Origin of the sequence: Comamonas kerstersii (assembly GCF_008801935.1) — a bacterium.
GTDB classification, from domain to species: Bacteria; Pseudomonadota; Gammaproteobacteria; order Burkholderiales; family Burkholderiaceae_C; genus Comamonas; species Comamonas kerstersii.
In genome coordinates, this window is sequence record NZ_VZOT01000011.1 from 64,083 (window position 1) to 77,919 (window position 13,837).

Annotated in this window: 12 protein-coding genes; all 12 read right to left on the reverse strand. The window is 64.1% G+C overall.

Annotation, left to right across the window (positions count from 1 at the left end):
* Positions 1–164 precede the first annotated feature (164 nt).
* The 12 genes from F7P80_RS13360 to flgE all read right to left on the reverse strand — a co-directional run bounded on the left by F7P80_RS13360 (position 165) and on the right by flgE (position 13,826).
* The gene (locus F7P80_RS13360) at positions 165–1,106 is read right to left on the reverse strand and encodes a PhzF family phenazine biosynthesis protein (protein ID WP_054066008.1); all 942 of its coding nucleotides are present in this window, start codon (positions 1,104–1,106) and stop codon (positions 165–167) included.
* A gap of 102 nt (positions 1,107–1,208) precedes the next feature.
* Positions 1,209–2,393, reverse strand: coding sequence for an aminotransferase-like domain-containing protein (locus F7P80_RS13365; RefSeq protein WP_058879488.1), 1,185 nt, complete (start codon positions 2,391–2,393; stop codon positions 1,209–1,211).
* Positions 2,394–2,623: 230 nt separating this feature from the next.
* The gene (locus F7P80_RS13370; RefSeq protein WP_054066006.1) at positions 2,624–3,223 is read right to left on the reverse strand and encodes a LysE family translocator; all 600 of its coding nucleotides are present in this window, start codon (positions 3,221–3,223) and stop codon (positions 2,624–2,626) included.
* Between the two features lie 145 nt (positions 3,224–3,368).
* Positions 3,369–4,628, reverse strand: coding sequence for an HDOD domain-containing protein (locus F7P80_RS13375; protein WP_249041476.1), 1,260 nt, complete (start codon positions 4,626–4,628; stop codon positions 3,369–3,371).
* Positions 4,629–4,738: 110 nt separating this feature from the next.
* Positions 4,739–5,947 (reverse strand): flagellar hook-associated protein FlgL, encoded by a 1,209-nt coding sequence (flgL, locus tag F7P80_RS13380; RefSeq protein WP_151045451.1) that lies wholly within the window; start codon positions 5,945–5,947, stop codon positions 4,739–4,741.
* A gap of 24 nt (positions 5,948–5,971) precedes the next feature.
* Complete coding sequence (gene flgK / locus F7P80_RS13385) at positions 5,972–7,942, reverse strand: flagellar hook-associated protein FlgK (protein ID WP_151045455.1); 1,971 nt, start codon at positions 7,940–7,942, stop codon at positions 5,972–5,974.
* A 22-nt stretch (positions 7,943–7,964) separates the two neighbouring features.
* Positions 7,965–8,924, reverse strand: a complete 960-nt coding sequence (flgJ, locus tag F7P80_RS13390; RefSeq protein WP_054066002.1) for a flagellar assembly peptidoglycan hydrolase FlgJ — start codon at positions 8,922–8,924, stop codon at positions 7,965–7,967.
* The gene (locus F7P80_RS13395; RefSeq protein ID WP_054066001.1) at positions 8,921–10,066 is read right to left on the reverse strand and encodes a flagellar basal body P-ring protein FlgI; all 1,146 of its coding nucleotides are present in this window, start codon (positions 10,064–10,066) and stop codon (positions 8,921–8,923) included. The genes flgJ and F7P80_RS13395 overlap by 4 nt, the downstream gene beginning before the upstream one ends.
* A gap of 21 nt (positions 10,067–10,087) precedes the next feature.
* A complete protein-coding gene (locus F7P80_RS13400) occupies positions 10,088–10,828 on the reverse strand; it encodes a flagellar basal body L-ring protein FlgH (protein ID WP_151045458.1) in 741 nt (246 codons plus the stop codon).
* A 116-nt stretch (positions 10,829–10,944) separates the two neighbouring features.
* A complete protein-coding gene (gene flgG / locus F7P80_RS13405) occupies positions 10,945–11,727 on the reverse strand; it encodes a flagellar basal-body rod protein FlgG (RefSeq protein ID WP_054065999.1) in 783 nt (260 codons plus the stop codon).
* A 36-nt stretch (positions 11,728–11,763) separates the two neighbouring features.
* The gene (flgF, locus tag F7P80_RS13410; protein WP_054065998.1) at positions 11,764–12,501 is read right to left on the reverse strand and encodes a flagellar basal-body rod protein FlgF; all 738 of its coding nucleotides are present in this window, start codon (positions 12,499–12,501) and stop codon (positions 11,764–11,766) included.
* A gap of 35 nt (positions 12,502–12,536) precedes the next feature.
* Complete coding sequence (gene flgE, locus F7P80_RS13415) at positions 12,537–13,826, reverse strand: flagellar hook protein FlgE (protein ID WP_151045461.1); 1,290 nt, start codon at positions 13,824–13,826, stop codon at positions 12,537–12,539.
* Between the last annotated feature and the right edge of the window lie 11 nt (positions 13,827–13,837).

Sequence of the window (13,837 nt, forward strand, 5' to 3'; positions counted from 1 at the left end):
AGCAGCAATTCTAAGTTATTGAGAATTGTTTTTATTTGCTTTTGAGCAATACCTGCTTGCGCCTGTAAGAGGCAATGCAGGTGATGCAACAGCCTTGACAGCGGGGCATCAGACGTGCTGCACGGGAGCTATGTATCGGTTGCCAGCTGGGGGTTGCAGATGCTTTACAGCATCACGCTGCCCTGCACGCAGGTGACGGTCTGGCCGCCCACCCAGACCTGCCCGGCGGCATCCTGGTGGATGGCAACCCAGCCGTCACGGCCCACACAGGCGCCCTGGTTGGCCATGTAGGGGGCCTGCAGGTGCTCCTGGCTGAGCAGCCATTGCGCCAGGCTGCCATTGAGGCTGCCGGTGACAGGGTCTTCCACCCCCGTGGTGGAAAAGGCGCGCACTTCCAGCTGGGCCTGGGCCGATGGCGCGTGCTCTGCACGCAGGCCGGTAGAAAACGCCTCGGCTTCGCGGCAGGCACGGCCAATGAGTGGGGTGGCGTCACCATCCTGATAGAGCGCGGCCACGCCCACCTTGTGACCCAGCGCCTTGATGCGTGCCAGGTCAGGCTCCAGCGCCAGCACGGTGTCGGGGCTGTCCAGCAGCAGGCACAGCCAGTGGGGGCCGTTGTCCAGATAAGCTGCGTCGATGACCTGCTCGGTGGTGATGCCAACGGCATCGTAGATTTCATGCAGATTGGCGGGCAGTGGAATGGCGCTGGTGGAAGGGTTGGCGAACGACAGACCATCGGCCGTGCGTTCAATGGTGATCAGTCCCTTGGCGCATTCCTGCACGATGTGCCCGGCCTGCTGTGGCTGCCCGCCCTGCGCCAGCCAGGCGTGGCAGGTGCCCAGTGTGGGGTGTCCTGCAAACGGCATTTCCGCCGCTGGCGTGAAGATGCGCACCTGGTAGTCCGCACCCTGGGCGCGTGCCGCTGCGCTGGGCGGCAGCACAAAGGTGGTTTCCGACAGATTCGTCCAGCGTGCAAAGGCCTGCATCTGTGCGGTGTCCAGCCCCGTGGCATCCAGCACCACGGTCACCGGATTGCCCTTGTAGGGCATGGCGGTGAAAACGTCGACGGTCATGAAGGGGCGCTGGATGGGGCGAAGGCTGTGCATGGCAAGAGAAATCCGAAGGCAAAGAAAAAGCGCACAGCCTGTACAGACTGTGCGCTGAGAACGATACGCTACCTGCTGCCGCCGTGCAGGCGGCGCAGCCAATTACTTGGCTTGCAGGGCGCGAATGGCGGCAGCCAGTGCTGCCACGCCCTGGCGGATTTGCTCGGGCGAGACGGTCACATAGGACAGACGCAAGGTGTTGGTTTCTGCTTCATCGGCGTAGAAAGGCGCGCCGGGCACAAAGGCCATGCCGCGCTCCACCGCTTCGGCCAGCAGCACCTGGGCATCCATGCCTTCGGGCAGGCGCACCCACAGAAACATGCCACCCACGGGGCGGGTCCAGGTCACGCCCAGACCTTCCATTTCGGCTTCCAGAGCCATCAGCATCACATCGCGCTGCACCTTGTACATGGCGCGGATGGTGGGGATATGGCTGTGCAGGAAACCGTCCTTCATGACTTCAGCCACCACGCGCTGGTTAAAGCTGGGGCTGTGCAGGTCAGCCGCCTGCTTGGCCTGGGTGAGCTTGCCGTAGACCGACTTGGGCGCCACGATGAAGCCCACGCGCAGGCCGGGGGCCAGCACCTTGGAGAACGAACCCATGTAGATCACGCCCTCGGGGTTGCGTGCGGCCAGCGGCAGCGGGGGCTCGCCTTCGTACCACAGGTCACCGTAGGGGTTGTCTTCGATCAGGGGGATGTCCAGTTCCCTGGCCTTTTCCACCAGCGCCTGGCGGCGCGCTTCGCTCATGGTGCGGCCTGTGGGGTTCTGGAAGTTGGGCAGCACATAGGCCAGACGGGCCTTGTTCTCGCCGGTGCCCACCTTGGCGGCGAAGTCGTCAATCAGCATGCCTTCGTCATCGCTGTTCACGCCCACGGGGGTGGGTTCGAACGGCGTGAAGGCCTGCAGCGCACCCAGATAGGTGGGCTTTTCCACCAGGATGCGGCTGCCCTTGTCGAGGAAGACCTTGCCAATCAGGTCCAGCGCCTGCTGGCTGCCGGTGGTGATCAGAATCTGGTCGGGGTTCACATCCCAGGGCAGGAAATCGGCAATCGCCTGGCGCAATGCAGGAAAGCCTTCGGTGGTGGAGTACTGCAGTGCGGCTGCACCGTCACGCTCCATCACGGTGTTGCAAGCTTGGGTGAAAGCAGAGATCGGGAAACTGGCGGGCGAGGGCAGGCCACCGGCCATGCTGATGATGCCGGGGCGGTCAGTCAGCTTCAGAATTTCGCGGATCGCGGAGGAGTTCATCTTGGCTGCACGTGCAGCCAGGGTCCAGTTCGTCATAACTACTCAATCTCAATAAGCCGCGCGCGCACAGTGCGCGTGCTGGCGAAAGCTTGTTGCAAAGAGCATACCGTTGTGCAGCATGGCCATGCAGCCCCGGGTAATACGTACGTAGCCGGGCCGACAGTGGCAATGACACCGGGGCGCAGGGTAAGGCGGCGGTGCCGATGCAGCTATTGTGAAGCGAAGTATTGCTGCCTGCTGACGCACAGGTGAAAAAAACATGGTGTTCAACTTTGCAACATCCAGATGGCCGTCAGCACCAGCAGTGCAGCCATGCCGCGGTTGAACCACAGCAGGCGCTGGCCCTGAGCCAGCCATTGGCGTAAAGCCGCGCCAATGCAGGCATAAAGCAGGTTGCTGCTGAGCGCGTAGAGCGCCATCACCGGCAGCACGACCAGCATGCGCGTGGTGACATCGCTCTGGCCTGCCACCCAACCGGCGACGATGGTCAACGCCAAAAGCCATGCCTTGATGTTCACGAACTGCAGCAAAACCCCTTGACCAAAGCCGACTTGCAGCTGTGCCTGCTGTGCCTGTGCAAGCTGGCCGCTGCGCGAGAGCTTGAAGGCCAGCCACAGCAGATAGGCAATGCCCACGCCCTTGATGGCCCAGCGCAGCGCCGGGATGCCTGTAACCAGTGCTCCCACACCCAGGGCGCACAGCGCCAGCAGCAGCACCCAGCCTACGGGCACGGCCAGCACAAAGCGCAGGCTGCGGCGCAGCCCATGGTTGGCGGCCAGGGCCGTAGAGAGCGTGGTGTTAGGCCCCGGTGTGAAGCTCATGGCCGTGGCCAGCACGAGCAGGGCGGTGAATTCTTGGAGTGGCATGCCGCAGGTGTACACAAAAATGTCCAGACTCTAAAGGCTGGCTGTGCGGCAGGGCAGAGGATTTCTACCATGCATAAAAAAACGAAGCGTGCAGCGCTTGTGCAGCTTCGTTTTCAAATGGTTTTGTATTGGAAAAGATTGCCAATCAAGCGCTGGCAGCTCTTGTTTTTGGAGTCGGTGACCAGGCAGGACGCTGGCTGGGCCATTCGCAGGCCAGACGCAGCAAGCTGCGGTTCACATGCTCGAGTGAGATTTCGTACTGCTCGCACAGCTGCGGAATCTGCATCAGGCTGTCTTCGCTTTCCATGGCAAAGGCCAGCTGCAGGCTGGGCGCGTAGGGGCCCTGACCGTGGATGGCCGCCTCAGGAATGCGCTCAGACAGCGGCAGGCGGGTGAGCGTGGTCTCCAGCGGCTCGTCCAGCAATTCGTTCAGACGTGCAAACAGACCGCACAGATAGACCTCGCTGCGCAGCTCCTGACTCACGCCGGCATCGAGCAGGTGCGAAGTCAGCTGGGCGCGCATCACCGTAGCCAGGCGGATGGGCTGCAGGTCCTGGTCATGGCTGGCGTGTACCAGCTCATTGGCCAGCCATGCTTTGAGTGGACCATAGCCCAGCATCACCAGCGCGCGGCGCAGGGAGTTGATGGGGTTGCGTGCACCCAGAGCGGCCGAGTTGGCATACAGCATGAAGCGGTAGGCCAGCAGCGGGTCCTCGCTGAGGATGGCTTCAAAGGTTTCGAGGGACTCGTCAGCATCCACGGCCTTGAGCAGGCGCAGCACATGCGCATGCATGGGGTAGAGCGCACGCGTGCCGCGCACGCGGTGCAGCACGTCTTCGGTGGGCCAGCCCGCCACAGCGCTGGCCTGGTAATGCTCCAGGCAGTGCTGGACCAGCGTCTGGCTGTGGATGTCTTCGTACATCTGCCCCTGCAGCAGACCCAGCCCCTGCATGGCCGCAGGGTTGGCGCTCGCGCGCATCAGCTGCAGCGCCTGCTGGGGCGCCAGATGCAGCAGGCTGCAGGCGTAGTTGCAGGCCTGATCGGCACTGGGCAGCGCATCCATGCCGCCGCGCCAGACCAGGCGCACGCCGCGGGCACAGGTGGCGGCCACCATCTCCTGCAGCGCAGGGTGCTGCTGCAGCCAGGGGGCACGCACTTCCAGCGCCCAGTGCGGGCAGGGCGTGATGTGCGTCAGCAGTGCCTGCAGCATGGCGGGCGACTGGGGCGAGAGCAACAGCAGCGGCGAGGTCGGGGCCCACATCTCCTGCAGGATGCGCAGCAGGTGGGCCGTGTCGGCCGGGTTGTCGGGCGTGTCGTGCAGGAACAGTTGCACGCCCGCCAAGTGGCGCTGTGCATTCCACAGCGGGCGATAGCCCATCACCAAAGCATTGAGAACGAATTCCACAGCGCAAGCGCTCCGTGTTGAGGTCTAGGGAGGGCTGCCGTTGCCAGCCGCCCGGGACCGGGTGGCCCCGCCGTTGCGGGACCACGCACCCAGGCTAGTGGGGGCAGCGCTCAGCGGATGTAGTCGAACAGCGACAGCTTCTGGATGGAGGCGTAGGACTGCAGCGCCGCCGAGACCGCGGTTTCCTGGGTCTTGAGCTGTGCAATCGCCTTCACCATGCCTTCGGAGTCATAGTCTTCCGCGGCCACGCGCTGGGCCTGCACCTGCTCGTCGCGGGCGTCCAGCGTGTTGTTCATGCGTTTGGCCTGGTTCAGCAGGTCCCCTGCGACGCCGCGCACGGTGGAGATGCGGTTCAGCGCGGTGTCCAGCTCGGCCAGCGACTGGGCGATGCCATGGGCCAGGGCGCCGGAGTTGGTGCTGCCGTCGGGGTTGCCGCCGTTGCGCACCGTGGAGATGGCGCGGTCGATGGCATCGAAGACGGAAATGGTTTCGCTGGGCTTGACGGTGAAGCTGTCGCCCACGGCCGGTTCGCCGCTGATGGTCAGCGCCATGCCGGCGACATCGATGGCGTCGCCCGCCGCCTTGTAGGGCAGCATCGTGGTGCCGCCATCCAGGCTGTACGACAGCACGCCGTTGTCGTCGTGGAAGCTGATGGTCACCGGCACGGTCAGCGCGGTGGCGGTGGCCGGGTCCTTGATCACGCCGGCGTCGGTGTGGGCCTTGCCCTGGTTGGCCGGGTTGGCGTCCACGGCCAGCACGCCGTTGCCGGTCTTGCCGCTGAAGAAGGCCAGGGCACCATCCAGCGAGTTGGTGATGGTGTATTCGCTGCTGTTGGGCTGGCCGGACTGGATTCCGTTGCCGCCATTGGGGAACGGCGTGTTGGCCTGGGTGTCCAGACCGCGGAACAGGGGCAGGCCGTTGCTGTCCGTGCGGTTGCTGTACTTGAGGACCTGGGCGCGCAGGCTGGTCAGCTGCTCGACCAGGGTGTCGCGCTGGGTCTGGTTGTAGGTGCCGTTGCCGGCCTGCACCAGCAGCGTGCGCAGCTCCTGCACGGCGCTGTTGATTTCGCCCAGCGTGCCTTCGGCGTACTCGACGGTGGCGGTCTGCGCATCCAGCATGCGCTTGTCGGTCTCGATGCGGTCCAGGCGGGTGCGGGCGCGTTCGGCCAGGGCGGCCGCCACGGGGTCGTCACTGGCGCGCAGCACGCGCTTGCCGGCCGTGGTGTGTTCCATCTGGCTGGCCAGCTCCGCTTGCTGCTTGCTGATGTTGCTGATGGTGCGGTCATACATGTTGGCCGTACCCAGGCGTGTAATGCTCATGGAGAACTCCTAAACCTTGATAAATCAGCCGCCGACGGCGTTGAGCACGCTGTCGAACAGGGACTGTGCGGTTTGAATGATCTTGGCCGAGGCCTGGTAGGCCTGCTGGTACTGCAGCAGGCGCGCGGCTTCCTCGTCCAGGTTGACGCCGGACACGGCGGTGCGGTCGGCATTCAGGTTGTTGGCGACGGTCTGCGACAGCTGGGCCGCGTACTTGGCGCTTTGGGTGCGCGTGCCGATCACGGCCATGGCCGAGGAGAAACCGTCGCTCAGCGTGGTGCCGCCGTCGAAGATGGTGGTGTCGCGCAGGGCCAGGAAGGCCGAGGCGTTGCCGGCGTTCAGCTTGTAGCCGTCGCCCAGGTCCAGGGCGTTGCCCACGTCGACGCTGTCACCGCTGCCGGGCGTGCCGGTCAGTGTGATGTTCCAGCCGTTGATCTGGATGGCCTGGCCCGAGGTGTAGGACGCGGCGGCCGAGGCGGCACTCCAGCTGCTGGTGGCCGGGTCGTAGGTCTGGTAGCTGTAGTTGCCGGCGCCGTCGAAGGTGATGCGCACCGGGGCGTTCTGGGCCGGCACGCCGGCCAGGTCCGTAGCGCGCAGGCTGCTCATCTGCAGCGTGCCCTGGTTGCCCTGGTTGATCTTGGCGGTCACGGCGCTGGACACGGCCAGGTCGCCGGCGTTGTGCACCAGCGGCTGGATTTCGTCGGCGGCCGCGCTGAAGGGCTGGAACAGAATGCTCTGGCCCTGGGTGGCGCTGGCCGTGACCGTGGCGGGCACGGAGAACTGCAGGCCATCGACCTGGGCATCGATGCCGTTCACCGGGTCGATGGGCAGGTTGGTGGTCTTGCCGTCGGAGATGCGGATCAGCTGGGCGTTGCTGCTGCCGTCGAACAAGATCTTGTAGTCCGAGGCGACCAGGCTGCGTGTGTCGGTCACGGTGGCCGTGGCGCTGGTGGCCGGGTTGCTGACGTCGTAGCCGGTGATGTTGCTCCAGCCCTGGGTCTGCGTGGTCAGCTTGAACAGGTCGGTGCCGTAGTTGCCCGACAGGGTCAGGCCCAGCTTGTTCTGCTGGTTCAGCTCCGAGCCGATGGCCAGTGCCAGGCGGCCCAGCAGGTTGCGGCCGACGACCAGGTCGTCGTTGTTGAATTTCAGCAGGCCGGCGATCTCGCCGCCACCCACCATGTTGGCGGTCAGCTCGACCTGCTCGCCATTGGGCTGGCTGAAGTACAGCGACAGCTTGCCGCTGCCCGGGTATTCGGTGGTTTCGGCCACGCTCAGCTGGCCGGCGCTGCTGCCCAGCACCAGCGGCTGGCTGCCACCGACGAACAGGTTGATGCCGCCGTTGTCGGCGTCCACCTGGCTGGTCTGCACGTACTGGTTGATCTCGCGGATCAGCTGCTCGCGGGCGTCCAGCAGGTCGTTGGGCTGGTGGCCCGAGGCCACGGCGCGGCTGATCTGGGTGTTCAGCGCGGCCACCTGGCCTGCCAGGTTGTTCACCAGGGTGACGTTGTTGCCCAGCTGCTGCTGGGTGCTGTAGTCCTGTTCCTTGAGCGTGGCCGAGGCCGCGCGGAAACGCGCCGTCAGCTCGCTCATGCGCGTCAGCACCACGTTGCGTGCGGTGCCGTCGGACGGTGCGGCCTCCACGTCCGCAAAGGCATTCATCACGCTGTTGATGGCGGCGCCCAGGCTGCTGTCGCCACCCGAGTACACGTCCTGCATCTGCATCAGCGACTGGTAGCGGATGGCGTCGGCGGCGCTGGCGGCATTCGCTGCGTTCGACTGCTTGCCCAGCAGCTCGTTGTAGTGGCGCATGACGGTGGCCACTTGCACGCCCTTGCCGACAAAGCCGTTGCCCACGTTCTGGCCGATCAGGGCGCTGGTGGCCACGGTCTGGCGGGAGTAGCCGGCCGAATTCGCGTTGGCGATGTTGTGGCCGGTGGTGGTCAGTGCCTGTTGGTTGGCGACCAGTGCGGAGACGCCGACATTCATTAAGCTCATGTGCGAATCTTTCTAAATCTTCTCAACCTTGTGTGCCTTGCTGCACGGCCTGCACGCTCTGGATGGCGCGCGAGAGCTTGCTGGCGTAGAGCGGATCGGTGGCGTAGCCTGCCTGCTGGAGCGCGCTGGCATAGGCCGTGGCGCTGCCAGTGCTTTGCATGGCTTTGGCGTAACGCGGGCTTTCCTTGATCAGGCGGGCATAGTCGCGGAACGACTCCTCGTAGGAGTTGTAGGCGCGGAACTTGGCCTTGACCTTGCGGGGAATGCCGTCGATGTATTCCGTGGTGGTGATTTCTGCGACCTTGCCGCTCCAGCTGCCGCCCGCCTTGATGCCGAACAGGTTGAAGGAGTTGCTGCCGTTGTCGCCGCGAATTTCGCTGCGTCCCCAGCCGGTTTCATGGCCGGCCTGGCCCAGCATGTAGCTGGCGGGGATGCCGCTTTCGCGCGCCACGCGCTCGGCTGCTGCACCGTGCGCCTGCACAAACTGCTCGCGCCCCTTGGGTGAGGGCGCATAGGCATCCAGAAACGCTGTCGGGCCACCGATCGGAGTGCTGCCACTCAGGCCGGGATAGCGTGCGCTGCGGCTGGCAAAGCTCATGGTCGAGGGAATGCTGAAGCTGCGCTCACTGCCACCAATGCCTGCTGTGCTGCTCACGCCGGCTTCTGCGGGGTCCATGCCCATGGAGCGGGCAATCTGCGCGGTGATGGCATCGGTCAGCCCACCGGGCAGGCCGGACATGGAGACCGAAAACTGCTGGTCCAGCATGGAGTCCGCCAACTGCGAGCTGTCGTTGTCCAGCAGGCCGCTTTTCATGGTGGCCTGTCGCATGCTCTTGATCATCTCGTGCATGAACAGCGACTCCAGCTGCTTGGCCGCCTCACGGGCGGCCTGCGGGTTGCTGGCATTGGCCTGGTTCTTCAGGCTGTTGAGTGAATTGATATCGGTGGCCAGCGCCTGACTGGCACCCAGCGACATGCTCATATCACCTCCAACTCGGCATTCAGTGCGCCTGCAGCCTTGATGGCTTGCAAGATGGCCAGCAGGTCCTGAGGGGTTGCGCCCAGCGCGTTCAGCGAACGGACCACGTCCGTCAGCTGCGGCGAAGAGGGCACGCTGACGATCTTTCCAGGCTCCTGCGTCACATTGATATTGGTCTTTTCTGCCACCACGGTCTGGCCTTGCGAGAAGGCGCCGGGCTGGCTGATGACGGGGGTGGACTCAATGGTCACGGCCAGATTGCCGTGGGCAATGGCGCAGGGGCCGAGCGTGACGGCCTGGTTCATGACGATGGAGCCCGTGCGCGCGTTGATGACCACCTTGGCCGCTGGCTTGTTGATGGGCAGATTCAGCTCCTGAATGTCTGCCAGAAAGCTCACGCGTGCGCCAGGGTTCACAGGGGCGCGTACTTCCACCGTGCGGCCGTCCAGCGCCATGGCAGTGCCCATGCCGTGGCGGTTGTTGATGGCATTGACCACCTGATTGGCGGTCAGAAAGTCGGTCTGGTTCAGGCCCAGCTTGATGGTGTCGCCCTCATTGAGCGGGTTGGGCACGGCACGTTCGACCTGACCACCCTGGGGGATGCGGCCTGCGCTCAGGTGGTTGATCTGTACCTTGGAGCCGCCCTGTGCAGCGCCTGCGCCACCCACGATGAGGTTGCCCTGGGCCAGTGCATAGATTTCACCGTCAGCACCGCGCAGCGGGGTGGTGATCAGCGTGCCGCCCTTGAGCGACTTGGCATTGCCCATAGAGGAGACGTTCACATCGATGAACTGCCCCGGCTGGGCAAAGGCGGGCAGCTCGGCAGTGACGATCACGGCTGCCACGTTCTTGAGCTGCAGGTTGTTGGTGTTGGCGGTCGCTGGCAGCGTGATGCCCATTTGCTGCAGGTAGTTCGACAGCGTCTGGGTGGTGTAGGGCATCTGCGTGGTCTGATCGCCCGTGCCATCCAGGCCGACGACCAGACCATAGCCGGTCAACTGGTTCGAGCGTACGCCCTGTACCGAAGCCACTTCCTTGATGCGCAGTGCGTGCGCTGGAGTGGCCAGCAGGCAGCAGCTGGCTGCGAGCAGCGCCAGCGCCATGTGCGCGGCGCGGAATGTGGAGAGGGTGGACAGTACTTTCATACTGCCCAATTCTGGTGATCTTTAGAAAGGGATAAAGCTCAAAAAGAAGCGCGACAACCAGCCAATTGCCTGCGCTGAATTCTGCTGACCACGGCCGCGCGACTCCACGCGCACATTCGCCACCTGGGTCGAGCTGATGATGCTGTTGGGGCCCAGCAGATAGGGGTCTACCGTGCCGGTAAAGCGCAGCACATCGACGTTCTGATTCACGCCCACCTGTTTTTCGCCGGTGACCAGCAGGTGGCCATTGGGCAGCACCTCCACCACGGTGGCAGTGATGGAGCCTGCAAAGGTATTGGCGCTGGTCGTGCCACCGCCGCCCTGGAAATCGGCATTGCTGCCCATGCCCAGCTTGCCTGCGTTCTGGATGGTGTTGAGCGCACCGCCCGTCGCGAAGGGGAATTCCGTAATGCCTGCGCCGATGGAGCTGTCGCGGTTGACCGTCGATGAAGACTGCTGGCTGGCCGTGACCTTCTCAGCAATCTGAATCGTCACCAGATCCCCCACAAGGCGGGCACGGCGGCTTTCAAAAGGTGGGCGATAGCGGTTGGCCTGAAACAGACCGCCGGTGGCCTGCTGCTGCGGCTGGGGCGTGGTAATGGCCGTGGCTGGCAGCGGCTGGGTCTGGGCGTGCAGGTCTACGGGCGGTGGTTCGTTGAACGCGCAGCCGCTGGCCAGCACGCTGGCCGCACTCCACAGCGCATAGCGGGGCAGATGGGGCAAGGCAGGCAATGCAGAGATGCGGCGGACTGAGGCAGGCATAAATGCTCCGGCAAATATGAAAACAGAAGCGGCTAGCGCTTGAATTTCAAGGGTTTCAGATAGTTTTTATATTGAAACCTTTGAATATCCAGCGCAAGGCGCTTCTAAAAGATGAGTTACAGCTGCGACAGCTTGGCCAGCATCTGGTCGCTGGTGGAGATGGCCTTGGAGTTCATCTCATAGGCACGCTGGGTCTGGATCATGTTGACCAGCTCCTCCACCACGTTCACGTTGGAGGACTCCAGAAAGCCCTGCATCACCGTGCCCAGATTGTTGGTGCCGGGTGTGCCGGTCTGGGGTGCGCCGGAGGCGGCGCTTTCACGGTACAGGTTCTCCCCAATGGGCTCCAGACCTGCTGGATTGATGAACGATGCCGTGTTGAGCTGACCGATCTGTGTGGGGATGGGGTTGCCCGTGGTGGTCACGGCCACGATACCGGTCTTGCTGATGCTCAGCTTCACGGCATCGGCAGGCACGGTGATGCCGTCCAGCAGTGGATAGCCGCCGGAGGTCACGAGCTGGCCGTTGGCATCCTTGCTGAATGTGCCATCACGCGTGTAGGCCGTGGTGCCATCGGGCATCTGAATCTGGAAGAAGCCATCACCGCTGATGGCCACATCCAGGTCCTTGCCAGTTTCGGTGGGCGTGCCCTGCTGGAAGTTGCGGGTCGTGGCCACGGTGCGCACACCCAGGCCCAGGTGCATGCCGGTGGGCAGGTTGTTTTGCTCGTCGGCAGGGGCGCCCACCTGACGCAGGTTCTGGTAGATCAGGTCTTCAAAAACCGCGTTCTGGCGCTTGTAGCCGGTGGTGGAGACGTTGGACAGGTTGTGCGAGACCACGTCCATCTTGGTCTGCTGGGCAGACATGCCGGTCTTGGCAATCCACAGAGAATTCATCATGGTGAAGTTTCCTTCGCTAATGCGTTACATCACGGCTTAGCCGTTGAGGCTCAGCAGCTGGCTGGCCGTCTTGTCATTGTTTTCAGCGGTGGTCAGCAGCTTCATCTGCTGCTCGAACTGGCGCGAGGCGGCAATCATGCCGACCATGGCTTCCACCGCATTGACGTTGGAGCCTTCCAGCGCACCGGCCACCACGGTGGCGTTGGCGTCGGCTGGCAGATCACCTTGTGCGGAGCGGAACAGGCCGTCATCGCCGCGCTGCAGAGGTTGCTCTGCATTGGGGGTCACCAGCTTGAGGCGGCCAATGTTGATGGGGTCCTGCCCATCGAGGGTGGCGACCACCGTGCCATCGCCGCCAAAGCTGATGCGTGCGTTCTGTGGCACATCAATGGGGGCGCCGGCTTCGCTGAGCACAGCCAGGCCGTTGGCGGTTACCAGCTGACCTTCGGCCGTGACTTCCAGTGCGCCGTTGCGGGTGTAGGCCTCCAGACCGTCCAGCCCCTGCACGGTGAACCAGGCATTGCCACGCACCATCAGGTCGGTGTTCTTGCCGGTGGTGATGGCGGGGCCGGCCTGCTCGAGGTGGCCGGAGGTCGCATCCAGACCGAACACGCGCGTGGTGGAGCCCTGGCCCTGCAGTGGCACTGAGCGGAAGGTGCTCAGCTCTGCACGGAAGCCCGTGGTCGAGACATTGGCCAGGTTGTTCGACAGCACCGCCTGCCGCTGAGCAGCGGCGTTGGCGCCGGTCATGGTGGTGTAGATGATGCGGTCCATTGCAAACCCCTAAAAGCGCGTATTCAGTGCGGTGCTTAGCGCAGGTTCACCAGGGTCGAGAAGACCTGGTCCTGCGTCTTGATGGTCTGGGCGTTGGCCTGGTAGGCGCGCTGGGCGGTCATCATGCCGACCAGTTGGGCGGTCAGGTCCACGGTGGATTCCTCCAGGGCATTGCCCTGGATCACGCCGAAGCTGCCGCTGCCGGCCGAGCCGTACACCGGTGGGCCGGAGTCGTTCGAGGCGACCCAGTTGTTGTTGCCATCGGGCTGCAGGCCTTGGCTGTTGGTGAACTTGGCCAGGGCCAGCTGCGCTTCGGCGCGGGTGACACCGTTGGAGTAGGTGGCCAGCAGCGTGCCGTCCGAGGCCACGTTCACCGCAGTGAGTTCACCGGTCGCATAACCGTCCTGGGTCAGCTTGGCCACGGAGAAGGCGCTGCCCATCTGTGTCACCTTGCCCAGGTCGATGTCCACCGGCCAGGGACCGGGGTTGGGGTTGTTGGGGTTGGTGGTGGTGACGGTGGTGGTCAGCGTGGTGCCGGTGGGGGCCGCGAACTGGGGCACATAGCCGGCGTCACCGGGGTTCAGGCCGCCAGGGTCGGTCGCACCACTGTAGGCGGCCACGGTTTGCAGCTTGCCTGTGGAGCTGAACACCATCTGGCCGATGGGCATGGCATTGGGGTCCAGGCTGTCGTACACAGTCCAGGTGTTGGCACCCGACTTCTGGAAGTACATGGACAGCGGGGTGGCCATGCCTTGTTCGTCGAACACTTCCAGCGACGTGCCATAGGTGGAACGTGCCGGTGCGGGCACGGCATTCTGGTCCACGCGCGCGTCCAGGTTCAGCGTGGCGGTCACGGTGCTGGTCTGCTTGGCGGGGATGGGCGTGCCGGCCGGGAACACCAGGTTGCTCAGGGCCACGCTGGTGCGCAGGCCGGTGGTGGGGTCGACGGTGTAGCCCTGGACCTTGTCGCCATTGACCGTGACCAGCTCGCCGGCTTTGTTCAGCTGGAAGGCGCCGTTGCGGGTGTAGGCTGTGCCGGTGCCGGTTTGCACCACGAAGAAGCCGTCGCCGTTGATGGCCATGTCCAGGCCGTTGGCGGATGGGGTGGTGACACCTTGTGTGAACTGCTGGGACACAGCGGCCACGCTGACACCGATGCCGGTGTTGGTGCTGCTGGATGCACCCATGGCGCTGGCCACCATTTCATTGAATTCAGCGCGGGAGTGCTTGAAGCCCACCGTGTTGCTGTTGGCGATGTTGTGGCCGATGACGTCCAGGTTCTTGCTGGCAGCGTTCAGGCCGGACAGACCGTGATAGAAACCCATGGTTGACTCCT

What these genes read in the sequence shown, in the direction of transcription:
- flgG (WP_054065999.1), bottom strand. Translation starts at nt 11,727, where the DNA reads ATGATGAATTCTCTGTGGATTGCCAAGACCGGCATGTCTGCCCAGCAG.
- F7P80_RS13360 (WP_054066008.1), bottom strand. Translation starts at nt 1,106, where the DNA reads ATGCACAGCCTTCGCCCCATCCAGCGCCCCTTCATGACCGTCGACGTT.
- F7P80_RS13370 (WP_054066006.1), bottom strand. Translation starts at nt 3,223, where the DNA reads ATGCCACTCCAAGAATTCACCGCCCTGCTCGTGCTGGCCACGGCCATG.
- F7P80_RS13365 (WP_058879488.1), bottom strand. Translation starts at nt 2,393, where the DNA reads ATGACGAACTGGACCCTGGCTGCACGTGCAGCCAAGATGAACTCCTCC.
- flgE (WP_151045461.1), bottom strand. Translation starts at nt 13,826, where the DNA reads ATGGGTTTCTATCACGGTCTGTCCGGCCTGAACGCTGCCAGCAAGAAC.
- flgF (WP_054065998.1), bottom strand. Translation starts at nt 12,501, where the DNA reads ATGGACCGCATCATCTACACCACCATGACCGGCGCCAACGCCGCTGCT.
- flgK (WP_151045455.1), bottom strand. Translation starts at nt 7,942, where the DNA reads ATGAGCTTAATGAATGTCGGCGTCTCCGCACTGGTCGCCAACCAACAG.
- F7P80_RS13400 (WP_151045458.1), bottom strand. Translation starts at nt 10,828, where the DNA reads ATGCCTGCCTCAGTCCGCCGCATCTCTGCATTGCCTGCCTTGCCCCAT.
- F7P80_RS13395 (WP_054066001.1), bottom strand. Translation starts at nt 10,066, where the DNA reads ATGAAAGTACTGTCCACCCTCTCCACATTCCGCGCCGCGCACATGGCG.
- flgL (WP_151045451.1), bottom strand. Translation starts at nt 5,947, where the DNA reads ATGAGCATTACACGCCTGGGTACGGCCAACATGTATGACCGCACCATC.
- flgJ (WP_054066002.1), bottom strand. Translation starts at nt 8,924, where the DNA reads ATGAGCATGTCGCTGGGTGCCAGTCAGGCGCTGGCCACCGATATCAAT.